This is a genomic window from Vibrio sp. 2-Bac 85 (assembly GCF_037546705.1).
Taxonomy (GTDB): Bacteria; Pseudomonadota; Gammaproteobacteria; order Enterobacterales; family Psychromonadaceae; genus Psychromonas.
Window position 1 is genome coordinate 663480 of record NZ_JALAAB010000001.1, and the last position, 26621, is coordinate 690100.

A 26621-nucleotide genomic window follows, 5' to 3' on the forward strand; every position below is an offset into this window, starting at 1 on the left:
CTCTTTCTTGTTGTTATATTGTTATTATATTGTTATATTTTTTGACTGATATGTGGAAAAATTTACTTTTTACCCTACTGTTACTACATACTTTTTAAGCTAGGATAAAACATGCTCACTTTTATCAATAATATTTCAATTCGCGGTAAGCTTTTAGCCCTCACATTATTACCCCTAATGGGCTTTATCAGCTTTGCAGGTAGTAACTATATACAAGCCTACCAAGAAAAAGTAATGCTAGAGAAAATGTTAATACTTACAAATTCTGCAGCAGTAAGCTCGCTCTTGGTTCATGAACTACAAAAAGAACGTGGTGCCTCGGCTGGTTACCTATCTTCAAAAGGTGAAAAATTTCAAAAAGCAATCGAACAGCATCGTCAAACCACGGATCAAAAAAATAAAGACTTACAAGCTTTTATAACTTCAGCATCACTTACACCACAATTAACGACTCTCTTTACCAAAGTGAACCAACAATTAGATAAACTACCTAGTTTACGCCAACAGGTTGATAACTTATCTATCAGCGTTAGCGATGAAGTCGCTTTCTATTCAAACCTGAATGCGCTACTGCTATCCATTATCAATAACACAGCCAATGAAAATCAAAGTTCGAAACTGGCTATATCAGCGGTTACGGTTGGTAGTTTTTTACAACATAAAGAACGTGCGGGTATCGAACGGGCAGTACTCAGTAACGTTTTCTCTATCGATCGCTTTACCCCTGCATTATTACAAAAATTTATTAGTTTATTAGCTGAGCAGGCAGTTTATCTCGATAAATTCAAAGCACATGCAACAAAAGAACAGTTCGCTATTTACCAAAAAAATCTCACAGAGCAAGCTTTAAACAATGTAAAAGACTATGAAAACCTTGCACTAGATAACCTTGATAAAGGTACCTTTAAGACTGACCCAAAGGTTTGGTTTGATACGATCACTCAAAAAATAAACTTATTAAAAGCTGTCGAAGTAGCACTACTTGATAATTTACGTGAAAATAATCAACAACTTATATCAGAGAAAGAAACTTACTTAATTTCACTTACGATCATTATTTTAATTTCATTTGCACTGATACTGTTATTGTCTTTTTATATTGCTAACCAATTACATAAAGGCATCCATGAAATCACTAGTAAACTAATCAGTATTACAACAGATAATGACCTCACCCTGCGTATCGACGTTAATAGTAAAGATGAATTAGGAGATATCAGCTCAACAATCAACAAGTTGGTTGAACATCTGCAAGGGCTGGTCAATAAGATTCAACATACCTCTAATGCACTCAAGAATAATTTAGCTGAAAACATTAAAAACAATCATATTATTGAAGGAAAAATAAATAGTGGTACCGAGCAAGTAACACAAGTTGTTACTGCCACCACTGAAATGAACAGTACCGTTAATGATATTGCGCGTAATGCAATACATGCTTCAACTGAAACAGAAAAAGCCAATACACAGAGCCAACATGGTAATCATGAAGTTGAAGAAACGATTGAAAATATCAGTAACTTATCCATCGAGTTACGTAATGCATCAGCGGTGATCGACAAGTTAAATGGCTCTGTTATCAACATTGGAAAATTCTTAAGTGTAATTAATGAGGTTTCAGAGAAAACAAACCTATTAGCTCTCAACGCTGCAATTGAAGCTGCACGAGCAGGTGATTATGGAAGAGGCTTCTCTGTGGTTGCCGATGAAGTACGTAGTTTGGCCTTACAAACAAAAGAATCCACCAATGAGATAGAGATGATGATCACTGAGCTGCAATCAAGCTCTAAGGATGCACAAAAGGCAATGAGTAACGGTATCGACATGGTCAATAAAAGTGTTGATGATGCTAAGCAAGCAGGACAGGATATCTTACTGATCACTCATAGCATTCAAGAAATTAGCCAAATGAATGAGCAAATAGCAACTGCAGCTGAGGAACAAAGTAGTGTTACAGAAGAGATAAACCGCAATATGTTACATATACAAGATGGTTATACTGAAATGCAATTAAGCTATGGCAACATTGATAAATGCAGTGAGATGGTCGACTCATTAGCCACTGAGCTTGAGAAAATAGTGAACCAATTTAAGATTTAGCATTTAATATTTAATATTTAACATTTACGACAGATAAGATAGAAAAGGGGCTAAACAAAAATAAAGGCAGGGTAATTGATTACCTTGCCTTTATTTTTAGTACTTTTTCTAGATATGAATCAATAACTAAGCTAATAACTAAGCTAAGAATTAAATACCATATTTAACACGGTAAGCTTGTACAGATTGTAAGTGTTGTTGCATTTCAGGCAAGGTTTCAAGGTAGTTCACCACATCCGCAAGTTGTACAATTGAAATCACTTTTGCATCATAATCACGCTCAACCTCTTGAATTGCTGATAACTCAGCTTTGCCTTTTTCTTGGCGATCCAATGCAATTAACACCCCTGCTAGTTGCGCGTGATTGGCATTAATAATGTCCATTGACTCGCGAATAGCAGTCCCGGCAGTGATCACATCATCCACCAACATAATCTTACCGGATAACTCAGAACCAACTAAACTACCGCCTTCTCCATGTGTTTTTGCTTCTTTACGATTAAAACAATAAGGAATATCTAAATCATAATCATTAGATAAGGCAACCGCCGTTGTTGTCGCGATTGGGATCCCTTTGTAAGCAGGTCCAAATAATAGATCATAAGCAATGCCAGAGTCTTGTAATGCAGCGGCATAAAAACGCCCTAAACGCGCAAGATCTCGGCCTGTATTGAATAAACCTGCATTAAAGAAATACGGACTAATACGCCCAGATTTTAGGGTAAATTCACCAAATTTTAGTACTTGTTTCTCAATTGCAAATTCAATAAATTCTTTTTGATAATCTTTCATTTTCTACTCCATGTTTAATGCTTGTTTTTGTTCCATCACTAATTGTTCAATACCGCCTTTAGCTAAGCTTAACATAGCTAATAACTGTTCATGACTAAATGCGCCATCTTCAGCAGTACCTTGAATTTCTATCATGCCACCGGTTTCTGTCATCACAACATTCATATCAGTTTCTGCATTAGTATCTTCCGCATAATCTAAATCACATACGGGTAAACCCTTATAAATACCAACAGAGATTGCTGCTATCATCTGTTTTAACGGGCTTTTTTTCAGCTTACCTTGAGCAACCATCCAATTAAGTGCGTCAGCTAAAGCAATACAAGCCCCTGTAATTGAAGCGGTACGAGTTCCACCATCGGCCTGAATAACATCACAATCAACGGTGATCATGTTTTCACCCAAAGCTTTTAAGTTTACTGCTGCTCGTAGAGAACGTGCAATTAAACGTTGTATCTCTAATGTACGACCAGCTTGCTTTCCCTGCGCAGCTTCACGATTATTACGGTTATGTGTCGCACGTGGTAACATAGCGTATTCAGCGGTCACCCAGCCCTTACCTTTACCTTTTAAAAAGCGCGGTACAGAACTTGAAACAGTCGCATTACATAACACCTTAGTATTACCGACTTCAATTAGCACTGAGCCTTCCGCATAATTGGTATAGTGACGCGTAATTTTGATGTCACGATGTTGCTCGGGAGCTCGATTACTTGGGCGCATAGATAAAAACCTTATGGATGAAATGAACGTAGAGTATACCCGTTCTATAACAAGGAAAAAACGTCAGCTATAAGAAAAATAAAAGGAAAAATAATAATAGAGGTGCTAATAATTGCAGAAAAAAAGCCTATAAAAAGAGAAAGCTAGCAATGCTAACCTCTCAATTAAAATTCATTAAAATGGTGATGTGGCTGTTAGAATGCGTACAATAATGTCATATTCGTTTCAGTATCAGTACTCTTTTTATCATCCAACGGTTTGCTGTTATAACGAACAATAATGGCAAACTTCATTGCTAATGCACCAATAATATTAGCGGTTAATGAAGTATCTGAACGCCCTTTTATTTTACTTCCCCAGTCAGCAACAAATTTTTGTTGGAATTTAGAAGAATTACTAATTTTCATTTGAAAATCAACTACACCATGTGCAACAGCATTTGCTTCACTATCATGCCCTTCCTCCAATGCTGACTCGCGATCAAGTTTTTGGTAAATATAACCAGGACCTAATTCTGCTTTCAAAGTCATGGTATTGTTATCAATAAAGCGATATCCGTAACCAACTGCAGTAGTTGAAGTAAAATCATAGCCAGTAAAAGGGTCAACTTCATAATTGCTACTAGCAAATAAATAACTCACGTCATCAAGTTGATAACCACCTTGCGCACCCAATAAATAACGTTTTGCCGTTACTTCGTCTTCGTCTTCTTTGTATAACCCTTCAAATAGATAATCATTTTCCCAGTTTCCTAATTCTTGCTTCAACGCTAGACGACCTTTAAACGAAGCAGTATCCGTATTACCCGTAGTCAAAGTTGCACCTAATTCAGCTTCCCCAGCAAGCGTTGCATCACCTTCAACAAACTCACTTCGAGCTTGTGCGGCAAATGGTATCGTTATAGTGATGGCTGCAGTAAGTAGCAATTTTTTCATTTTTCTATCCTTCTTTGTCATTTATTTATTTTTCGTTTAATTTAATTACTCTCGACTCGGTATCACAATATCAATTCGCACTGTAAAGTATCAAGTTCAACTTGTTGATATAAATAACTTTAATTATCGCTAGTCGAGGTTAAGTCATATTGAGAGGCGGACTTTAACAATTGATCTGCACTATTTATAAATCCAACATGTGAATAGGTTTAGCAGAGAATTAAAGGCAACAGAGCCCGTATCAAATACGTTGTATGTGGGGAAGAAGATCTGTAAAAAAATAAAAAGCATCAATAACTAACGATCGATGCTTTTTATGAATTTTTATTGCTTAGGGAGTTGATCTACATTAGTGATCAGTACTTGCGGTGTTAAGTCTAAAGCTTTATCTTGACTGAATTTTTTACCTTTTATCTGTACCACAACTTGTTGTGTTTGTGCCCCATCAAAGAATAAATCAGCATAATATTGTTGTACTTGTTGTAATGTCACTGACTCCAACATAGCAACATGTAAGCGTTTTGTATCAATAGCTTCTTTATTGCTCATCCATTCATTAATAAGATAAGAAAACTCTCCACTTAAATTACTTGGTTTAGCTAAGTAGTTAGCTATATGCGCTTTTTTAATGTCCTCAAAGTCACTTTCGTCCGTTGCAGCTAACGTTGTTTTAAAGCTTTCTAAAAAGGCCTTAAAACGTTCATATAAAGCGGCACTTCCAATAGCTGGACTTTGTGTGAACAACCCAAAAGCAACACTATCATTCACTTCAAAACTGGCAGTAAAGGGTGAGTACGTCAACTGCTCTTGAGTTCGAATTTGGTCATAAAAAGCAGGTTTAAGTAGTTTATTCAATAACTCTGCTTTTGCTAATGAAGTAGGATCTTGGTTTTTTGATAAATACACACTAACCAAGGCATCATCCTCTAATGCAGAATTTCGTATAAAGTTTAATGCTCCTTTTTCAGGATCTGCATTAACACGTTTGATTTGATAAAAAGCATTTGGCTGAATTTTTATTTTCAGCTTCAATTTTGCTGTCAATTGCAATACATCTAATGTTGAAAAATTACCTAGGGCTAATAAGCGCACACTAGATTGAGAAAACATTTGTTTAGCTAAAGTAACTAGTTGCTCGCTGGTTACTGTATCGATTTGAGATAATAGAGTCTGGTCAGACCAAGATGGTTGACGAATAATTTTTCTAAATCCATCTAAGCCCAAGTCCATTGCCTTTGTTTTAGATTTATTATTGAAACGACGTATCAGCTCTTGTTTTGCAAGACGCAAAGATTGCTGATCAACTGACATCTCTTTAATATGATCTAATAACATCAGTAATAATTTAATTTGTTTGTCGCTATAACCACTGGTAGTAATCAATAAACCTTCATTACTACTAATAGAAAAGCTTAAGCCAGCTTCTTGCGTAACAAAACTCAATTCAGAGAGCTGTTTCTGCAAAATATTTAACAATAAACTCATTTGTACTCTGGCTTGAGGACTTTGATCATTCAGGTTGTTATTGAGTTGTAGGTTTAAAATGCCTTTTGGCTCTTTTAATTGGCTTTGCTTAAACCACACCGATAAACCCGACTCCTTCACTAGTGCTATCGCTTGATTATTACTTTGTTCGTTAACTAAACTTAAATTTTCAGGTAACCAATCATTGCTAATTGGTAATATCATTTTTGATTGTATTTTTTTCGCTAAGGTTAACCATTGCTGCAAACGCGATTTTTTTATCTTCGCCTGTGCATACTGACCTTGGTAGAAAGGGATCGGTTTGTTAACAATTGCATTCGGTGACATAACAAAAATACGACTATTTTCTGGCGTTAAGTAATCTACTAATTGCTTAATGAATTTTGGATTGAATCCATCTAAACGAAACGAATAAGAAAGTAAATCATGCAATGGATAGTGCTGCATATTGGCAGATAAAGACATTACATAGTTAAAACCAGCCCTTTTTGGTAAAAATTTAAAGTAATTATCTAGGCTCTTTTTCTGCTCTGAATATTGTAATTCATTGATCCCCTGTTCTTTGATCAGGTTGATATAAGCAAATAAACTCGCCAGCACAATATCTTGATCCTGAAGACCTTTTTCCGTAAGTTTAAAGCTCATAGTAAATTGAGAATACTGCTCACTATGGCCAGCATAGAAACCTGCACTCACCGACTCTACTAAACCAATATTTTTTAAATAGTCCGATAAACCACCCTTATGATCAGAACCCAATAATCGGCTAATGTAACCACCAGGTTGATACATATATTCATCTTTCACACTCGGTACTAAAAAGTTAACTTGTAACAATTTCAGATCCGCAGTTGGTTTCATTTGCACTTCTAACGCTAATTGCTTATCTGTTAATAAAGGCGTGATCAGTACAGGTTTAGTTACATTGTTATTAGGAATTTGAGTTAAATATTTAACCGCAATTTTCTGCATATTAGCTAATGAACGCGGGCTAGTCATTGCCACTTTCATAGTATTAGCAGAATAATTTTGCTTAAAAAACAGCTCTAGTTCTTGTTGTAAATTACTACCTGGTTTATCGCTAAGGGTACTCAAATCACCAGTACTAAAACGCGCCATGGGATGTTCAGGGTTTAATGAATAACGCTGTAACGCATACAACTTTCTCATGTCGTTATCAAAATAGGTTTTATGCTCTGCATTAACCGTATGACGCTCTTTTTCAGCATATTTTTCATCAAGCAGTGGAGCACGCATAACATCACCTAGCCTGTCTAATGCCTCTGGCAATGCACTATCATTAACCTCAAAACCATACACAGTTGCATCCTGTGCGGTATAAGCGTTGGTATAGCCTCCATTTTGGCTCATAAACTTGCTGTACTCATTAATCACCGGATATTTTTCAGAGCCGAGGAACAGCATATGCTCTAAATAATGTGCTAAACCAAGCTGATTCTCTGGGTTATGCATACTGCCAATTGGCACTGATAAAGATGCAGCACTGTTTTCCAAATCAGGATCAGAAATCAGTAATACTTGTAATTGATTGGCCAGACGAATCACTTGATATTGGCGCGTATCATTGGGACTTTTAGTAATGGACTGTTCGAGCACCTCAAATGAATTCATATTATTCTCAGCGGCTTGCGCTTGTAAGGAAGTTAAAAAAGTACAGATCAATAAAGATATAAATCGGATAAATATTTTGCTTATCATTAACAACTCTCTTTATAGCGACAACTCTAGCTGGAACCCTATAGACATAACAGAGTGTATATAGTTTCAAGTAGATACCATTCGCACCATTACTCCAGCACAAAAGTCATGCCTAAATTATGTTTAAATATCGACTAAATTTGTAGCCAAAACGTGGTGGGACCATCATTAGTGGAGGTCACTTGCATATCAGCGGCAAAAATACCATTTTCAACATGGCAGCCCAATTCGGTGCATTGTTGACTAAACAGCTGATATAAACGATCCGCTTCTTCAGGTTCTGCACCGTTGGTGAATCCAGGTCGATTACCTTTTTTTGTTTCTGCCGCTAACGTAAACTGTGAAATAACTAATAAATCCCCCTTCGCTTGTTGCACGTTAAGATTCATTTTTCCATTAGCATCAGCAAAAATACGATACGCTAAAACCTTTTGAGCTAAGCGCAGACATTGTTTATCGGTGTCACCCTTTTCTACTCCTAAAAGTACTAATAAACCGCTTTTAATTGCACCTACCGTTTGTCCTTCAACGGTCACCGACGCGTTAGTAACACGTTGAATCATTGCAATCATTGTTCATTCTCCGCTAATGTTTTGTCTGTTTCTTGCATCTCTTTTTCAGATACAGATAAAAATTCTTCTAGGGTAGAGGTCACTTCTGCACCAATCAATACAATCAACCAACTAAAATAGATCCAAACAAACATGATCGGGATAACCGCTAATGCACCATAAATAATTTGCTGTGAAGGAAAATTAGTGATGTATAAAGTAAATAGATCCGTTGCAAAATTAAATAATAAGGCAGCGATCAGGCCACCCGTTAGTGCATAACGAAAGCTGACACGTTGATGCGGCACTAATGTATATACACCGGCAAATGCTAACCAAGAAAAAACAAAAGGGATAATGCTTAAAATTTGTTGTCCAAGCGATAAAAAACCACCGGTTTGAACAATAGAAAAGAGGTAAGAACTGAGGGCAATGCTGCCACCAATAATAATTGGACCTAAACTTAAAATAGTCCAATAAATAGTAAAGGCCTGCACTACTGATCGTTTGTTAGTACAACGCCAAATACGATTGATAGTTTGATCTATCGTTGAGATCAATAACAAGGCAATCACAATTAATGACGCGATCCCCATCATGCTCATTTTTTTAGTATTTTCAATAAATCCGGTCATATGCTCTTTGACTGCATTACCTGCTGTTGGCACAAAATTATTATAGATAAGATCTTCAATAATTTTATTCAACTCCGAAAACATCGGGAAGGCCGACAGCATATAAAATATAACCGCCAGAAAAGGCACAATAGATAAAAGAGTAACGTAAGCAAGATGGCCGGCAGGGACTTTAATATTATCTTCTTGGCTGCGCTTCCATAAAAAAATACTGTAGCTGTAAACCAATTTGACTTTCTGTACTAATACTTGCTTTTGTAATGGCAACATAGTTTTCCTAGATGAGTTTTAAGCAATGGGAAAAACAGCTTTAGATTCTATGGACTGCATAATGTATTTAACCTCAGTTCTGGACAGCCAAAAATATAAGCTTATGATTTTAAATTTTATTTTTCTTTCATTAACCAGAATTGAGGTTATTTAATATTAAAGAGTCGATATCGCTTAACTACAAATTGTAAACAAAAAAAAGGCCTTACGATAGTAAGACCTTAATATTAGGTTTTTTAGTCGTTTAAGTAAACGAATTAACCTTTAGTTGGACGTGCAGCACGTTTACGCTCATTCTCACCCAGTAATTTCTTACGGATACGAATGCTTAATGGCGTTACTTCTACTAACTCATCAACATCGATAAACTCAAGCGCTTGCTCAAGTGTCAAGATGATTGCAGGTGAAAGTGTTTGTGCTTCATCAGTACCTGAAGAACGAACGTTAGTAAGCTGTTTACCACGAATACAGTTAACTGTTAAATCATTTGAACGGTTATGAATACCGATGATTTGACCTTCATAAACTTCAGTAGCGTGACCTAGGAATAAACGACCACGATCTTGTAAGAAGAATAATGAGTAAGTAACCGCTTTACCAGTTTGATTACAAACCATTACACCATTTTGGCGTTGACCAATTGTACCGCCTTTGTGCGGACCGTAATGGTCGAAGCTATGGTATAAAAGACCAGAACCAGATGTAATTGTCATGAATTCAGTTTGGAAACCGATTAAACCACGACTTGGGATCATAAAGTCTAAACGTACACGGCCTTTACCATCAGGGATCATATTAGTTAGTTCCGCTTTACGGATACCTAATTGTTCCATGATTGAACCTTGATGTTGCTCTTCACAGTCAACTGTCAATGTTTCCATTGGCTCATGTAACTGACCATCGATCATTTTTTCAATAACTTCTGGACGAGATACTGCTAGCTCAAAACCTTCACGACGCATGTTTTCAATTAAGATACCTAAATGTAGCTCACCACGACCAGATACTTTGAATTTATCAGGATCGGCAGTTTCTTCTACTTTTAACGCAACGTTATGTACAAGCTCTTTATTCAAACGGTCAAGGATGTTACGTGATGTAACGAATTTACCTTCTTTACCACAGAATGGAGAGTTGTTTACTTGGAAAGTCATTGTTACCGTTGGTTCATCAACAGTTAATGGCGTCATCGCTTCAACATTATTTTGTGCACAGATAGTGTCAGAGATTTTAAGCTCGCCTAGACCACTGATTGCAATAATGTCGCCAGCTTCACCATATTCAATATCATGACGTTCTAGACCTAGGTAACCTAATACTTGACCTACTTTGCCTTTACGTTCTTTGCCGTCAGCACCAATGATAGTTACCGCTTGGTTTACTTTAACGTGACCACGTGTAATACGACCAACACCGATAACACCTACGTAAGAGTTGTAATCAAGTTGAGATATTTGCATTTGGAAGTCACCATCGCGATCCGCATCTGGTGGAGCAACAGTATCAACGATAGTTTGGAATAAATCTTCCATGTTATCTTTTTTAGTGTCCATATCAGTACTTGCCCAACCGTTTAATGCAGAAGCATAAACCACTTGGAAGTCTAATTGCTCATCAGTAGCACCTAGGTTATCAAACAAATCAAATACTTGATCCATTACCCATTCAGGACGTGCACCAGGCTTATCGATTTTGTTAATAACAACAATTGGTTTTAAACCATGAGCAAATGCTTTTTGTGTTACGAAGCGAGTTTGTGGCATAGGACCATCAACCGCATCAACGATCAAACAAACACTGTCTACCATAGATAGAATACGTTCTACTTCACCACCGAAATCGGCATGCCCAGGAGTATCTACGATATTGATATGGTAATCGTTCCATACAATCGCTGTATTTTTTGCAAGAATGGTAATACCACGTTCTTTTTCAAGATCGTTAGAATCCATTACACGTTCTTCATTATCACCACGTGAATCCAAAGTACCAGATTGCTCTAACAGTTTATCAACCAATGTTGTTTTACCATGGTCAACGTGAGCAATGATGGCTATATTTCTTAATTTATCTAACGACATGATGTGCCTCAAAAATAACTACTATAAAAATACCAATTAAATAAAAATAGATTATCCACTTTTATTTAATTGGTATGAAAAAATTTAGGCTATGAAAACACTTAAAGTGAGATAGCCAAATGTGCGCACATTGTAAACATAATTTCAAAAATAGAAAGTTTTAAGTCGGTCACAGTTAGCTTAAATGCTGAAAAGTTTAAAAAATGCAAGCAACTGAGCACTGAAACACAAAACGCACCAAAAAAGAGCTACGCAGCACTACATTGGTGCACAAGATCACATTGTATGGGCTGTAGCAGAAGAAAAAGCGAGGTATAATGGGCTTTGCCAAGTTGGCATAGTTTTAGCTACTTGTATCAGCATAAGTTTAGAAGTATAAATACTAGTTCAGAATTACGATAAATCGATTTTCATACATTTATGGCTTTTCATACATTTATGAATAACGATTTGTTTTTTAAACATTTCGATGTCAAATGAGGTTCTACAACATGTCTGCACAAACAATTCAAGACGTTCTAGCTCTTATTAAAGAGCAAGACGTAAAATTCGTTGATTTACGCTTTACTGATACACATGGTAAAGAGCAACACGTCTCTATTCCGCATCACCAAGTAAACGAAGACTTTTTCGAAGAAGGTAAAATGTTCGATGGTTCTTCAATCGCTGGCTGGAAAGGGATTCAAGATTCAGACATGGTATTAATGCCTGTACCTTCAACGGCTGTACTTGACCCATTTACTGACGATGCAACATTAAACTTACGTTGTGACGTACTAGAGCCAAAAACAATGTTAGGTTACGACCGTGACCCACGTTCTGTTGCTAAGCGTGCTGAAGCTTACATGCGTTCAACAGGTATTGCTGATACTGTTTTATTTGGTCCAGAACCAGAATTCTTCCTATTTGACGACGTTAAATACGGTAATACAATGCAAGGTGCTTTTTTCTCGATTGATGCTAAAGAAGCGGCTTGGAACTCAGGTACTTCATATGAAGAAGGCAACACCGGTCACCGTCCAGGTGTTAAAGGTGGTTACTTCCCAGTAGCACCAGTTGATTCATCTCAAAACATCCGTTCTGCTATGTGTTTAATCATGGAAGAAATGGGTTTAGTTGTTGAAGCTCATCACCATGAAGTAGCAACAGCGGGTCAAAACGAAATCGCATGTCGTTTCAACACAATGGTTGAAAAAGCAGATGAAATCCAAATTTACAAGTACGTTGTACATAACGTTGCTCACGCATACGGCCAAACAGCTACATTTATGCCTAAACCAATTATTGGCGATAACGGTTCTGGTAATCACTGTCACCAATCTTTAGGTAAAGATGGTGTTAACTTGTTCTCTGGTGATCAATACGGCGGCCTTTCTGAAATGGCGCTTTATTACATCGGCGGTATTATCAAGCATGCTAAAGCACTTAATGCATTCACTAATGCATCAACTAACTCTTACAAACGCTTAGTGCCACACTTTGAAGCGCCAGTAATGCTTGCATACTCTGCAGGTAACCGTTCTGCGTCTATTCGTATTCCAATTGTACCGACTGCACGTGCAGCGCGTATCGAAGTACGTTTCCCAGATCCAACAATGAATCCTTACTTAGGTTTCTCTGCAATGTTAATGGCTGGCCTTGACGGTATTAAAAATAAGATACACCCTGGTGATTCTCTAGATAAAGATCTATACGACCTACCTAAAGAAGAAGCTGATGCAATCCCACAGGTTGCAGTATCTTTTGAAGAAGCACTTGCTGCACTAGATGCTGACCGTGACTTCCTTGTTGAAGGTGGCGTATTCTCAAATGAAGCAATTGATGCATACATTGGTTTGAAAACAGCTCAATGTGAAGCCGTTTCTCGCGCTACGCATCCAAAAGAGTTTGAATTATACTACAGCGTATAAGAGAGCTTTTATAAAGCATGATTCAGTTCATGCTTTAAATCAGAAAACCCGTCTTTGCGCGGGTTTTTTTGTCTATATCCTTTATATAAGCAACAAATAAGTTGTCCACGATATGAGGTTTTTGATGATTAAAGTTCCCATGCTTTTGTTGATCCCGTTGTTTGTCATGTCAGTATCATCATTACAGGCAGAAACAACCATTTATCATTGGGTTGATAAACATGGAAAAAGTCATTTCTCAGACACTGCCGAGCCGGGCACAGAACAGATTATTGTCGAAAATAAAAATTTAATGCCGGTTAATACTAACCAACCAACAATAAAAAAATTATCGGAAGTTGATGACTTAAGTCTAGATAGGAAAAAAGCAATAAACTATCAAGCAGAAATTATTTCACCTCAAGATGATATGGCGATACGCAGTAACGATGGCGCATTAGATATTCACGTTAAAACAACACCTGAAAAAGAAAGCTCCCAACGTTTACAGTTATTTTTAGATGCAGAGCCCTTAGGCACGCCTCAATTGTCGCCAACGATGCGAGCATTTAATGTGGACCGTGGTACGCATCAAGTACAAGTTCATTTGTTGGATGAAACAGGTAAAACCTTAGCTAAAACGCAAATTGTGACTATTCACTTAAAACGTGCAGCACTTAAATAGAACTTAAAAATATGCAGAATGAACCCAGTAACAAACTTATTTTTACCTTTCTTGAAGAAGCTAAAACCGCGTTTGTAGGATTAGATGCTTCATTAAAATTGATTTACGCTAACCCTGCGAGTGAGCAATTATTGTCGCAAAGCAAACAACGCTTATACGCACAAAGCCTGTATTCACTGGCTGAACAGTTCCATTTTAGCCCAGTTTCTATTGCCAACCTATTACATGAACAAGCTTCTTTTACTGAAAATGAAGTCACCTTATTCATTGATGGGCACTCTTTATTAATTGATTTAAGTGCTAGTTACGTGAGCGTTAAATCAGATTGTTATATTATTTTGGAGATGCGTTGTATTGAGCAGCAAAAACGCATCAGTCAGGTGCATTATCAAGAGCACCAACAAAAAGCAGCACAGGAATTAGTCAGAGGTTTAGCCCACGAGATAAAAAACCCTTTAGGCGGTTTACGCGGTGCGGCACAACTGTTGGAAGCTGAATTACCAGATCCAGAATTAAAAGAGTTTACCCAAATAATTATTGAACAAGCTGATCGCTTAAGCGCCCTAGTAAACCGTTTATTAGGCCCACAAAAATTAGGCACAAAGGGTATCCATAATATTCACTCTGTTTTAGAAACAGTTAGAAAGTTGGTGTGTTTAGATTTACCTAAAAATATCACTATTCACATTGATTATGATCCCAGTATTCCCGATTTTGAGATGCAACCGGACCAATTACAACAAGCCTTTTTAAATATCATTCAAAATGCCGTACAAGCCTTACAAAATCAGCCCGAAGAACACCGTATTACAGTGCGCACCCGTGCAGCGAATCAAATTACGATTAATGGTTTACCGCAGCGTTTAGCTACTGAAATAAAAATTATTGATACCGGTCCAGGCATACCTGAACACCTCAAGAGCACATTATTTTATCCGATGGTGACGGGCCGCAAAGATGGCACAGGTCTAGGTTTATCTATCGCACAGGAATTGATCAAACAACATCATGGACGTATTGAATTTAGTAGTTGCAAGGGTAAAACAGAGTTTTCTGTTTATTTACCAATTTAACTTCCATCTATGTATAAAAATAAAAATAAGGAACTAAAATGGCCGCTTGGATTGTAGATGATGACCATGCCATTCGCTGGGTATTAGAACGCACATTAAAAGCTGAAAACATCGAACATGCGAGTTTTCCTGACGCTGAGTGCCTATGGCAACAACTGCTCATTGAGCAACCTGAAATAATTATTTCTGACGTGCGTATGCCAGGGATTGATGGATTAGAGCTGATGCAAAAGATTCATCAACGCTACCCATTAATTCCGATCATTATTATGACTGCACATTCAGATTTAGATAGCGCAGTAAATGCTTACCAAAGTGGTGCCTTTGAATACCTACCTAAACCCTTTGATATCCATGAAGCAACCGCATTAATTAAACGCGCAATCAACCACAGTAAAGAGTTAAAACAACAGAAAAAGCCTAATACTCAACCTATTTCGACTCCTGAAATTATTGGTGAAGCACCTGCTATGCAAGAGGTTTTCCGTGTTATAGGGCGTTTATCTCGCTCCAGCATGAGTGTATTAATCAATGGTCAATCGGGCACAGGTAAAGAATTAGTAGCTCAAGCCCTACATAAGCATAGCCCACGTAAAAACGAGACATTTATTGCGCTCAATATGGCGGCTATCCCTAAAGAGTTGATTGAAGCAGAGTTATTTGGCCATGAAAAAGGCGCTTTTACAGGTGCAGCAGCTAATCGCCAAGGGCGATTTGAACAGGCCGATGGCGGGACCCTCTTCTTAGATGAAATTGGCGATATGCCTTTAGATGTTCAAACTCGTTTGCTACGTGTACTCGCTGATGGTCAGTTCTATCGTGTCGGTGGCCACCAAGCAATCAAGGTAGATGTTCGAATTATTGCAGCTACGCATCAAAATTTAGAGAAAAAAGTGCAAAGCGGAGATTTCCGAGAAGATTTATTTCACCGTTTGAATGTAATACGCTTGCAACTTCCCGCACTAAGGGAGCGTCGCGAAGATATTCCATTACTTGCAAATCATTTTCTACATAATATAGCTAATGAGTTGACTGTTGAAAGTAAGCAGCTTACTAAGGCTACACTGACTTACCTAAGTGAACTACCTTGGCCCGGCAATGTCCGTCAATTAGAGAATATTTGTCGCTGGTTAACGGTAATGGCTAGTGGACAAGAGGTCCATATTAGTGATTTGCCTCCTGAATTAGGCAATCAAGATATTCCTGATCAAGATGGTGAGCCGGTGATATGGCAAGAAAGCCTGAAAAAATGGGCAGATACACAATTAAGGAATGGCGAAACCAATATATTAGGGCAATTATTACCTGAATTTGAAAAGATAATGCTACAAAGTGCACTAAAGCATACGCAGGGTAAAAAACATGAGGCAGCTAAACTACTCGGATGGGGGCGTAATACCTTAACGCGTAAATTAAAAGAGTTAAATTTAGCAGATTAACGACATAACCAAGGTCAAATGATTACCACAGTGTTAAAAATTAACAAATTTGTGATCTCACCAACCTATTGCACCAATATAGTGCAATAGGTTGGTGAACTATTTAGCTATGCCACTTTAAACTTGTGCATAATCCGCTCTATCACCTAACCAACGTTCAATTAATGGCCTAATATATTCTGGATGGGAGCGTATTAATAATAAAGCCAATTGCTGGACCTGTGGTATAAGCCCTTGATCCCTTAATAAATCAGCAATTTTCATATCGGCGATCCCAGTTTGTTTTGTGCCTAACACCTCGCCTGGTCCCCGAATAGCCAAATCTTGCTCTGCAATATAAAATCCATCATTACTTTCTCGCAGTACATTTAAACGTTTTAAAGCAGTTTTTGATAAAGGATATTTATACAATAAAACACAGTGGCTTGCGACTTCGCCACGGCCAACACGACCACGTAACTGGTGCAGCTGTGCTAATCCTAAACGCTCAGGATTTTCGATAATCATTAAGCTAGCATTAGGCACATCAACGCCCACTTCAATCACAGTCGTTGCAACGAGTAGATCTAACTCTCCGGCTTTAAAAGCATCCATCACATATTGTTTTTCAAGCGCTTTCATTCGCCCGTGCACCAAGCCAATACGTAAATCAGTTAATGCTAACTGTAAATCATTAGCCGTATCTTCAGCGGCCTGACACTCTAAAACTTCTGACTCTTCAATTAATGTACAGACCCAATAGGCTTGACGCCCCTCCGTTTTACAAGCTTGGTAAACACGTTGAATAACTTGATCACGGCGAGAATCCGCTAATGCTACCGTTTTAATCGCAGTTCTTCCCGGTGGTAACTCATCAATAACTGAAACACTTAAATCTGCATAAGCCGTCATCGCAAGCGTCCGCGGGATCGGCGTTGCAGTCATCGTCAGTTGATGCGGTACTAAACCATTATTCACGCCTTTTTCTCGTAATGATAAACGTTGATGTACGCCAAAACGATGTTGCTCATCAACAATCACTAGTGCTAAGTTATGAAAAACAACATTTTCAGAAAATAGCGCATGTGTCCCTACCACCATTTTAGATAATCCTAAGGTAATATTTTCCGTCTGGTCTCGCTTTTCCTTCACTTTCATTTTTCCGGACAACATACCAACTCGAATACCGAGAGGTTCAAACCACCCCTTAAAATTTAATAAATGTTGTTCAGCGAGTAGTTCAGTAGGCGCCATTAGTGCAACTTGATACCCAGCTTCAATCGCTGTCAATGCTGCTAATGCGGCGACTAATGTTTTACCTGAACCTACGTCCCCTTGCACTAAACGCATCATTGGCAGATTTTGAATTAAATCCTGTTGTATTTCATGGTTAACTCTTTGCTGTGCACCAGTAGGGGAAAAAGGTAGATTATTTAATAATTTTTTACTCAGCTCACCATTACCTTTAAGCTCTAGAGACAGGTGTTTCTGCGACTGTTCACGCAACACTAACATACTGATTTGTTGTGCTAACAACTCTTCTATAATTAATCTCTGTTGGGCTGGGTGAGTACGATTTTCTAACTGTTCAATGCTGGCCGTTGGCGGAGGTCGATGAACTGTCATCAATGCATCAAATAAGCTAATAGGATGCGATAATAATGCTGTGGGAATTAATTCTTGTACTTGATTTTGTTGCAGGTGTTGTAAGGCTTGATCAGTTAATTGACGTAAGCTATTTTGTTTCAAACCTTCCGTTGTCGGATAAATAGGTGTTAACGCCTCTTCTACTAATATTGATTGGTTTTCAGCAACTAAAGAATAATCAGGATGAGTCACCTCTAAACCTTGAAAACCGCGTTTAAACTCTCCAAAACACTTAATCCACTGGCCTTCTCTAAAACTATTTTTTTGTGCAGCATTGAAGTGAAAAAAGTTTAATGTAGCAACCCCATCACCATCGCTAATTTTACACTTTAAGATACGTCGTTTACCGAATTGCACTTGGCAGCTAACGACCTCACCTTGCACACTTACCTGCATACCATCTTTGATCTCTTTAATGGGGTAGATTCGGGTGCGATCTTGATAGTGCAATGGTAAATGGAAAAGCATATCTTCAACTGAATTTAAGCCTAATTTGCTTAACCTCTCAGCAACTTTCGCTCCCACGCCCTTTAACGCAGATAGGGGTATTTTGTTTAAATTCATTTTTTATCCCAGCCACTGATTGATGTTATGTTTTATGTACAAGCTTCCAAAAATTCATACATATTGCTATACCCAAAGTAGTTTATGCGTAAACTAGCGCTTAATATTATATTGTTAAGGTTAATTGTTATGCGTTACATCTATTTGGTATTGGTTTTTTTTAGTTCGATGGTTTTTTCGGAAACCAGCGCTATCGATGAACGTATCAAGGATGAAGCTAAAAGCGAAAAATTTAATTTTTCAATTATACCGCATAAACCAAACTATATAATGCCGATTTATTTTAATGAAAAAATTGCAGACTATGCAATCTATCAAGGCAGCGATGGAAAAAGTAGCTCACAACGTACTGAAATAAAATTTCAAATTAGCCTTAAAGTACCACTATTTCAAAAAATCGGTAACTTGCCTATCTCTGGTTATGTTGCTTATACGCAGCTTTCTTATTGGCAAGCCTACAACACAGAGTACTCATCACCATTTCGTGAAACAAATTATGAGCCAGAAGCTTTTATATTGTGGGAGACGGATCAAGAATTAGGTTTGGGTTGGCGCTTTAAAGCGGCACAATTTGGATTTACACACCAGTCTAATGGCCGCACAGAGCCTACCTCTCGTAGTTGGAATCGTCTCGATGGTAGCTTACTCTTTGATAAAGGAAACTTAGTTGTCTCCATTAATCCTTGGTACCGGTTTGAAGATAGCGACGATGATAACCCTGATTTATTAGACTTTTATGGGCATGGGCAAATTATTACCGCTTATAAATACAATGAGCATGTTTATTCATTAACCAGTCGTAATAATATTGAAAGTGGTTTCAGTAAAGGATCAGTGACAGCCTCTTGGAGTTTCCCTATATACGGTAAAATAAAAGGCTATGTACAAGTTTTTTCTGGGTATGGCAACAGCCTTGTCGAGTATAACGAATACACTAATACAATAGGCCTAGGCATTTCTATTTCTGACTTTCTTTAACCTTAATTTTTATTGGTATTACTGTTACTGTTACTAATAGCAGCTAGGCTCTCAGAAATTTTCTTTATTAATAGTTGTTTTTTAGCTTTTAATGGTGGCTGCTCACTATTATTGGAGGCTAACCATTGTGGATGTTGTCGAGCATTCTTAAGCCATTGGTTCCATGCTTTAGGCAACGCTGTTTTTTCTGAGTTTATCTGTGCCAGAGACAGTTTAGTCACACTGGCATGCCCGCGTTGCTGCAAGGCAATAAGTAAGCTCAATTGACGAGCCCATAAAATATGCAACGTCAAATCATCAGCACACAGATAACGATGCCCTTTGACCTTGGCATGTATTTCATCATAATAACGCTGCTTAACCCCCCATAATACTCCCATCACTCCGCCGGCAACCGCAGCGGCACCTAAAGTTAGCCCTGCTGCAACTAAGTCAACAGCAACCCCAATACCAGCCCCTTTTACAAAGTTACTGGTTGCCTTGATACCAAACTCTTGTAAGTTATCAGTGGAAAAAAGATCTAACTCCCATTGGCCTTGTTGAATAGGTAAGTCATATTGGTCGATATCCTGTTGCTTGAATTGATATAACGCGAGCAATTGATTTAAAGTACTTGTTTCTAAATCACGGATTGACGCCTGCAGTTGATTACTGGTTTTAGCGATACTTTGTTCATTGTTATCAGCTCTAAAACGACATGCTGCAGCTTCAACCAATAATGTAGCAATTAATTGTTGCGCGGCTTTTTCACGCTGTTGCCATTGTACTTTTCTTTGCTCAATCAATGCTTCAAGTTGCTGCTCTCTATGTGCTAAAAGCGTTTGCATCTTCTGATAAATTTTCAGTTCATCTGAAAACCTAAACACTACGCTATCAAAGCTAACATGAGCATGCAGATTCAAACGCGCTAGTTGCGTTTGCCAATTACGCATATTATCACTACCAGCTTCAATAAAATTAAGCACTGGAATAATGGGTTTAGCTGCATAACTAAGAATTTTTAATTCATCTCGATACTTACCTAAAATAGGCTCCCTGATATCAATAACATAGAAGATAATATCATTGCTTAATAACGCTTTAAGGACCTTCAATTCTTGGCTTAATTCAGGATAATTATTTTCATTTTTAATAAAAGATAACAGCCGATCAATACCATCATCGTGCTCTGAAATCGATTGCTCATCAATGACACTTAATAGATTAATAGAGTCTTCTAAACCGGGGGTATCGTAAATAACTAAATTATGGTTATCATCAACGCGAATTTCAGCCCCTTCAACATGACGAGTAGTACCTGCTTTATCGGCAATTTCACCAAAACTAGCATCTCGTAGTAGAGTACGAATTAAGGAGGTTTTTCCTGTATTGGCATGACCAACAACGGCTACGGACAATAGATCTTTATCCATTTTTCACCTCCTGATGTGTGTTGTTAGGAGTGACGCTTTGATTCAAGTACCTGATGTATTGCGAGGAGATATTGACTTTAGCAGCGATCTCAACCCAATCCTCTAAGCGACTGGCTATTTTTGCTTTGTTAGCAGATTGCTCGCCGAATAAAAGTAAATACAACTGCACATTGCTTTTGTACTGACATTTTTTAGCAAAGCTCAACCAACCCCGATCTGGCACACGATTAACATCTACATACAAAATAACATGCTCAGCTGCCGATGATTTTAACGCAGAAAGTGCCGCTTGTTGGCTTGCATTATCTAATACATTAATTAAGTCGACTGAGTAATGTTTTAAAACATGTTTATCGGCTTGTTGAAGAATGCGTTGGTTAAGCTCAATAGCAATCGGATAAGCGTTTTCTGGCATCACTAATGATTGATTATATTGACTAGTTTCCTTGCCTTGGTGGTTATTAGGATTGGCTTTGTGCTGGTCGGCATCGCTAATAAAACTGGCTTTTCCAATGGGATGCAAAATATTTTTTAATTGGATGTAGTAGGCATCTGAAAGATCTAATTGAAAGTTCTTTTTCTTCTGTTTAATGCCTTGATAAAACACTAGCATTAAAATGATTCTAGGCAACAAAGCGTAAACTATTAGACTAAATATTAATAGGTTAGACCAGCTAATACGAATTTCTTGTGCTACTTGTAAAGGGTTAACAATACCAATACTAGCATGGCTCACATCACTAGGCGTAGGCACATTAATGGCTAAAAGGTTAGGTAGGTAAGTTAACCATTGGGTTAGCTTTAAGAAAGTATCTTCACTTAAAATAGTCGTTTGCCAAATAAAGTCTACTTGATGCGTTGCTAACACTAAAAATAATGACAAGGTTGCACCAAGTAAATAACAGCTCCACCATAAATGGCTAATCATTGATAACTGCACTCTCCCCATGTAAGCACCAAACCTATGTTCAAAATAGTATTGGAATAGGTCGATATAATGGATGTGTTTAGTTGTCACTTTATGCTGTAATTTATCCACCAAAGTCAGCATCGATAACAGCAAATTTGCTAACCACGGCAGACTCAATACATGGCGCTTAAAATACACAATACTCCAAATAATTAAAGACAAAATATTCGGCGCGATAAACAGCACAATAGCCCAAAAAAAGTTAATTTGAGTACCCGACTCATTGACTAAAAACTGCGAAACACTACTTGCACCTACGATCAAAAAAATCACACAGATTAGACCAATAGAAAACTTAAGTAGTTGTTGTAGATGTAGCAATACGGGACTAACTTGGTAGCGTAAATCTGCAAGTTGGGTACGCTTAGATAAAGCATCAGTAAGGTTTAAAGTACTATAATCTGCATTAAAACGATTAGATGGAGATGGTTTTTCAATGATACGAATGCCCTCCGTTAACAAACGGTTTTGGTATAAGTCCATTAAGTACTCCCTTTAATTATTTACGACCACGGATAGCATTCCACCAATCTTCTGATGCGTCAATCTGTCCTTGCTCATCAAGTGGTGGATAAGGCAGACTTTTCTCGCGGCATAACTGTCGGTAAATAGGATGACCACCTTCAAATAAGATGCGATGTTGTTCTTCCTTAGGTAAACGACAGGTTTGTTCATATAAACCCGCTATTTCTCTTTGTCGTTGTGCTTCATACATGATTAATGCAGAAGCCACTGATACATTCAAAGACTGACACATACCAACCATTGGAATAATCACATCTTGATCCGCTAAGGCTAAAGCTTCTTCACTAATACCATACTTTTCCTGCCCCATTATAATGGCAGTTGGTTTGGTATAGTCAACTTCACGAAAATCTATCGCGGTAGCAGATAAGTTAGTAGCAATAATTTGCATCCCCTGCTCACGCATCACAGCAATCGCATCCTGTGTTGTTTCGTGCGAATGAACATTAACCCACTTTTGGCTTCCTGAAGCAACGTTACGGGAAATTCGAGTACTATCAATGTCCCAAGTTGCATGCACATTATTAATCCCCATCGCATCAGCTGTACGCACTATAGCTGCTAAGTTATGTTGCATATGAACCTGCTCCATAAAAACGGTTAAATCAGGCTGGCGACGGTTTAACATGGTCGTTATTCGGGTAAAACGTTCGGGGGTCATAAGCTCTCACACAGGGACATGACAAAAGAGATATTATACAGAATTATTAACGGAGGCTAAAGGTGTGTCAAAAAACCAGACTGTTTTCTGACACAAGGATCAATAAGAAAAATTATAAAGAGATATAATTATTACGGGCATATTGTGGGCGTGCAGCTTTTAATACTTCAGCTTCTGCTTCCGTTAATTTTCCGGTAGGTAATCCAATCACTTTATGGGTCAGCTGTTCTCGTGCGTCAATTGCAATGGAAAGCTTAATAATTCGGCTACTGCCTTTGATTTCTTGAGTTTCAAATGCAGGAGCAAGCACACCAGAGGCCAATAAATTACTTACAGCCGGCTCAGTCAGTGGTAATGCCAACACAGTTTTACGTTGAATAATAAATTCACGCAATAATGCTTTCTCTTCAAAGTCTAATTGGCGGATCATCTTATTACGTCGTGCTAACAAATGCTGGCTTTCATAATATTCAGTTAAACGACTGAATGAAGACGTCAGCACACGCGTCAATAAATAAGAACCTGTTAACAATGCCAGTATCCATAAATATGGGGCATAAGTATTGGGTAAAAGATCTGAATTATTCAGAGAAAATAAAGAACTAGGCATAACCAGTAATACGGCACAACTAAAACACATCCACATCATAGTCGTGGTAATACCTTGCTGTTCTGTCAAACGTTGAAATAATCTTTTCATGGTTAGCTCCTGCCAATAATTTGTCGTACGAAGCTATAAAAGCAGGAACTATGCCAGTATTATATTTAACAGGAAATTAGATTCTAACAATATCCCTTGAAGAGACACCTTTATGTATCACAATCGTTTCCCTACAAGACTTATAATTTTTTATCTAAATGAAAACGAGTATAGGGAATGATAATCTCAATGTAGATCTGACATAATAACAGTTGAATCTGTTAGGGAGTGACACCATTATTGATATTACTCACCAGACAATAACAAAACCCTATAGGCTATATAATGAATTTTAGAGATCTTGAGTACTTAATTGCTTTAGAGGAATTAAAACATTTTCGTAAAGCAGCTGATAAATGTTTTGTTAGCCAGCCAACGCTGAGTGGTCAAATAAAGAAGTTAGAAGAAGAATTGAATGTGCAGCTAATGGAACGATCTTCACGTAAGGTTATTTTTACTCCTGCAGGCAACGACATTGTCGCAAAAGCAAAAACCATACTATTAGAAGCTAAATCACTGAAAGAAATAGCAAAAAGCCACAATGAACCAATGCGTGGCACATTACATATTGGACTTATTCCAACTGTGGCCCCGTATTTATTACCGCTGATCGTCCCTGTTATGAAAGAGACTTTTCCTGACTTAGAGTTGTATTTACATGAGAATCAAACGGAAGTTCTACTCAAACAACTAGAAGAAGGTGAACTAGATTGCTTAATGCTGGCATTGTTACCAGGTATGGAGCATTTCAATCAATTAAATTTATATGATGAACCACTGGAATTGGCATTATCAGATAAGCATGCTTGGTCAAATAATCGTTTAATCAATTTACAAGAGTTAAGTGGAGAGCATGTATTAATGCTTGCTGATGGACACTGTTTGAGAGATCAAGCAATGGGGTTCTGCTTTGCAGCGGGCGCTATTGAAGATAATAGCTTTAAAGCAACCAGCTTAGAAACACTACGCCATATGATCAGCGCTGAAAATGGCTTAACTCTGTTGCCGCAATTAGCCATACCGTTAAACCGTTACCAATCAGGTGTAAAATATATTCCTTTTGAAGCGCCAATACCAACACGAACCATTACGCTGTTAAGTCGTAAAAATAGTGCACGTCAGACATGTTTTGATCAGTTAGCGGTATTAATTAACAAAGCGGTACAAACTAAGTTAGATGAGTATTAATAGCCTTTGATTATGTTAAAAGTAGATGTTAGCAGCAATCTGCATTAAATTTTATGAGATTATAAGAACAGATGGGGTTAGTGAGAATTAACCTCAACTAGGTCGGCTCTTAGCATTATCAGTGATGGATTTAGCTAAAATTAAGATACAAAAAAGCCGAACTTGCGTTCGGCTTTTTTCATGCAACTATAAAGAAACTTACGCTTCTTCGTCCGCTACAACTGGACGGTCTACAAACTGGATGTAAGCCATTGGAGCTTTATCGCCAGTACGGAAACCACATTTAATGATACTAGTGTATCCACCAGGACGAGTCGCGTAGCGAGGACCTAGTTCATTAAATAATTTTGCCACTACTGCATCATCACGAAGACGAGCAAAAGCTAGACGACGGTTAGCAACACTATCCGTTTTAGCTAGTGTAATTAATGGCTCAATTACACGACGCAATTCTTTTGCTTTAGGCACGGTAGTTTTAATAACTTCGTGCGTAGCAATAGAAATTGCCATATTACGAAACATAGCCTGACGGTGGCTGCTGTTTCGGTTAAGTTGACGTCCACTTTGACGATGGCGCATAACCTAATCCTTATTATTCGTAAATCGGTTTTAGACTAATCTTCAATTAAACTTGCTGGTGGCCAGTTTTCTAGGCGCATACCTAGTGACAGTCCACGTGAAGCAAGTACATCTTTGATTTCAGTTAGAGACTTCTTACCTAAGTTAGGTGTTTTAAGTAGCTCAACTTCAGTACGTTGTACTAGATCACCGATATAGTGAATCGACTCTGCTTTCAAACAATTAGCAGAACGAACAGTTAGTTCTAAATCATCTACTGGGCGTAAAAGAATTGGATCAAACTCAGGTTTTGCATCAACTACTGGTACTTCGTAAGTAGTGCGTAAATCAACAAATGCGTCTAATTGCTCAGCTAAAATTGTAGCTGCACGACGAATTGCTTCTTCAGGCTCTAAAGTACCATCAGTTTCCATATCGATAACAAGTTTGTCTAGATCGGTACGTTGTTCAACACGAGCTGATTCAACACTGTAAGCAATACGCTCAACAGGACTGAAAGTCGCATCTACTAATAGACGACCAATTGGACGCTCATCTTCTTCGCTATGAATACGTGATGAAGCTGGAACATAACCGCGACCTGATTCAATTTTAATACGCATGCTGATTTCAGCATTGCCCGTTAAATTACAGATCACATGTTCTGGGTTGACTATCTCTACATCACCATCATGAATGATGTCGCCTGCAGTAACAGGACCAGCGCCAGATTTAGTTAAACTAACTAAAACTTCATTTTTACCTTCAAGTTTAACAGCTAGACCTTTAAGGTTAAGAAGGATCTCTAGGATATCTTCTTGTACGCCTTCTTTGGTGCTGTACTCATGTTGTACACCATCAATCTCGACTTCTGTTACCGCTGTGCCAGGCATAGACGATAACAAAATACGACGAAGCGCATTACCTAAAGTGTGGCCAAAACCACGTTCAAGCGGCTCAAGAACCACTTTTGCTCTAGTTGTTGAAATTTGTTCGATATCAACTAATCTTGGTTTTAGAAAATCAATTACAGAACCCTGCATTTGTGCCCTCTCTTAACAG

At 37.9% G+C, this 26621-nt stretch carries 21 protein-coding genes; 7 read left to right on the forward strand and 14 right to left on the reverse strand.

What is annotated here, in order from left to right; genetic code table 11:
- Positions 1 to 111: 111 nt before the first annotated feature.
- Entirely contained in the window at positions 112 to 2100 is a 1989-nt protein-coding gene (locus MT390_RS02860; RefSeq protein ID WP_499439470.1) for a methyl-accepting chemotaxis protein, read from the forward strand.
- Between the two features lie 150 nt (positions 2101 to 2250).
- Here the strand turns inward: MT390_RS02860 and pyrE are convergent, their stop codons facing one another.
- The 7 genes from pyrE to typA all read right to left on the reverse strand — a co-directional run bounded on the left by pyrE (position 2251) and on the right by typA (position 11291).
- Positions 2251 to 2892 (reverse strand): orotate phosphoribosyltransferase, encoded by a 642-nt coding sequence (gene pyrE, locus MT390_RS02865; protein WP_166368919.1) that lies wholly within the window; start codon positions 2890 to 2892, stop codon positions 2251 to 2253.
- Positions 2893 to 2895: 3 nt separating this feature from the next.
- Complete coding sequence (gene rph / locus MT390_RS02870; protein ID WP_028869270.1) at positions 2896 to 3615, reverse strand: ribonuclease PH; 720 nt, start codon at positions 3613 to 3615, stop codon at positions 2896 to 2898.
- A gap of 194 nt (positions 3616 to 3809) precedes the next feature.
- Positions 3810 to 4550, reverse strand: a complete 741-nt coding sequence (locus tag MT390_RS02875) for a DUF481 domain-containing protein (RefSeq protein WP_166368921.1) — start codon at positions 4548 to 4550, stop codon at positions 3810 to 3812.
- A gap of 324 nt (positions 4551 to 4874) precedes the next feature.
- Entirely contained in the window at positions 4875 to 7754 is a 2880-nt protein-coding gene (locus MT390_RS02880) for an insulinase family protein (protein WP_499439472.1), read from the reverse strand.
- Positions 7755 to 7888: 134 nt separating this feature from the next.
- Complete coding sequence (dtd, locus tag MT390_RS02885) at positions 7889 to 8326, reverse strand: D-aminoacyl-tRNA deacylase (protein WP_166368925.1); 438 nt, start codon at positions 8324 to 8326, stop codon at positions 7889 to 7891.
- Positions 8323 to 9210, reverse strand: a complete 888-nt coding sequence (locus tag MT390_RS02890; protein ID WP_166368927.1) for a virulence factor BrkB family protein — start codon at positions 9208 to 9210, stop codon at positions 8323 to 8325. The genes dtd and MT390_RS02890 overlap by 4 nt, the downstream gene beginning before the upstream one ends.
- Before the next feature lie 257 nt (positions 9211 to 9467).
- Complete coding sequence (gene typA / locus MT390_RS02895) at positions 9468 to 11291, reverse strand: translational GTPase TypA (protein ID WP_166368929.1); 1824 nt, start codon at positions 11289 to 11291, stop codon at positions 9468 to 9470.
- A gap of 491 nt (positions 11292 to 11782) precedes the next feature.
- Here typA and glnA point away from each other — a divergent pair, with 491 nt between their 5' ends.
- The 4 genes from glnA to glnG all read left to right on the forward strand — a co-directional run bounded on the left by glnA (position 11783) and on the right by glnG (position 16377).
- A complete protein-coding gene (gene glnA / locus MT390_RS02900; RefSeq protein ID WP_166368931.1) occupies positions 11783 to 13201 on the forward strand; it encodes a glutamate--ammonia ligase in 1419 nt (472 codons plus the stop codon).
- A 124-nt stretch (positions 13202 to 13325) separates the two neighbouring features.
- Entirely contained in the window at positions 13326 to 13865 is a 540-nt protein-coding gene (locus MT390_RS02905) for a DUF4124 domain-containing protein (protein WP_240923532.1), read from the forward strand.
- A gap of 11 nt (positions 13866 to 13876) precedes the next feature.
- The gene (gene glnL, locus MT390_RS02910) at positions 13877 to 14938 is read left to right on the forward strand and encodes a nitrogen regulation protein NR(II) (RefSeq protein ID WP_499439475.1); all 1062 of its coding nucleotides are present in this window, start codon (positions 13877 to 13879) and stop codon (positions 14936 to 14938) included.
- Between the two features lie 38 nt (positions 14939 to 14976).
- Complete coding sequence (gene glnG, locus MT390_RS02915) at positions 14977 to 16377, forward strand: nitrogen regulation protein NR(I) (RefSeq protein WP_166368937.1); 1401 nt, start codon at positions 14977 to 14979, stop codon at positions 16375 to 16377.
- Between the two features lie 117 nt (positions 16378 to 16494).
- On the opposite strand, the gene recG is transcribed toward glnG, so the two are convergent.
- On the reverse strand, positions 16495 to 18567 hold the full coding sequence (gene recG, locus MT390_RS02920) for an ATP-dependent DNA helicase RecG (protein WP_499439477.1): 2073 nt from the start codon (positions 18565 to 18567) through the stop codon (positions 16495 to 16497).
- Between the two features lie 129 nt (positions 18568 to 18696).
- Between recG and MT390_RS02925 the strand changes: the two genes are divergently transcribed.
- On the forward strand, positions 18697 to 19545 hold the full coding sequence (locus MT390_RS02925; protein WP_499439478.1) for a phospholipase A: 849 nt from the start codon (positions 18697 to 18699) through the stop codon (positions 19543 to 19545).
- A gap of 2 nt (positions 19546 to 19547) precedes the next feature.
- On the opposite strand, the gene MT390_RS02930 is transcribed toward MT390_RS02925, so the two are convergent.
- From MT390_RS02930 to MT390_RS02945, 4 genes are all read right to left on the reverse strand, one after another.
- The gene (locus MT390_RS02930; protein WP_499439480.1) at positions 19548 to 20957 is read right to left on the reverse strand and encodes a GTPase/DUF3482 domain-containing protein; all 1410 of its coding nucleotides are present in this window, start codon (positions 20955 to 20957) and stop codon (positions 19548 to 19550) included.
- Complete coding sequence (locus tag MT390_RS02935; RefSeq protein WP_499439481.1) at positions 20950 to 22410, reverse strand: DUF2868 domain-containing protein; 1461 nt, start codon at positions 22408 to 22410, stop codon at positions 20950 to 20952. The genes MT390_RS02930 and MT390_RS02935 overlap by 8 nt, the downstream gene beginning before the upstream one ends.
- A gap of 16 nt (positions 22411 to 22426) precedes the next feature.
- The gene (trmH, locus tag MT390_RS02940) at positions 22427 to 23113 is read right to left on the reverse strand and encodes a tRNA (guanosine(18)-2'-O)-methyltransferase TrmH (protein ID WP_028869284.1); all 687 of its coding nucleotides are present in this window, start codon (positions 23111 to 23113) and stop codon (positions 22427 to 22429) included.
- Positions 23114 to 23225: 112 nt separating this feature from the next.
- The gene (locus MT390_RS02945) at positions 23226 to 23813 is read right to left on the reverse strand and encodes a superinfection exclusion B family protein (RefSeq protein ID WP_166368949.1); all 588 of its coding nucleotides are present in this window, start codon (positions 23811 to 23813) and stop codon (positions 23226 to 23228) included.
- Between the two features lie 285 nt (positions 23814 to 24098).
- Here MT390_RS02945 and oxyR point away from each other — a divergent pair, with 285 nt between their 5' ends.
- The gene (gene oxyR / locus MT390_RS02950; RefSeq protein ID WP_166368951.1) at positions 24099 to 25001 is read left to right on the forward strand and encodes a DNA-binding transcriptional regulator OxyR; all 903 of its coding nucleotides are present in this window, start codon (positions 24099 to 24101) and stop codon (positions 24999 to 25001) included.
- 198 nt (positions 25002 to 25199) lie between these two features.
- On the opposite strand, the gene rplQ is transcribed toward oxyR, so the two are convergent.
- Both rplQ and MT390_RS02960 read right to left on the reverse strand, forming a co-directional pair.
- Positions 25200 to 25580 (reverse strand): 50S ribosomal protein L17, encoded by a 381-nt coding sequence (gene rplQ, locus MT390_RS02955; RefSeq protein ID WP_028869287.1) that lies wholly within the window; start codon positions 25578 to 25580, stop codon positions 25200 to 25202.
- Between the two features lie 35 nt (positions 25581 to 25615).
- Complete coding sequence (locus MT390_RS02960) at positions 25616 to 26602, reverse strand: DNA-directed RNA polymerase subunit alpha (RefSeq protein WP_025565960.1); 987 nt, start codon at positions 26600 to 26602, stop codon at positions 25616 to 25618.
- Positions 26603 to 26621: the final 19 nt, after the last annotated feature.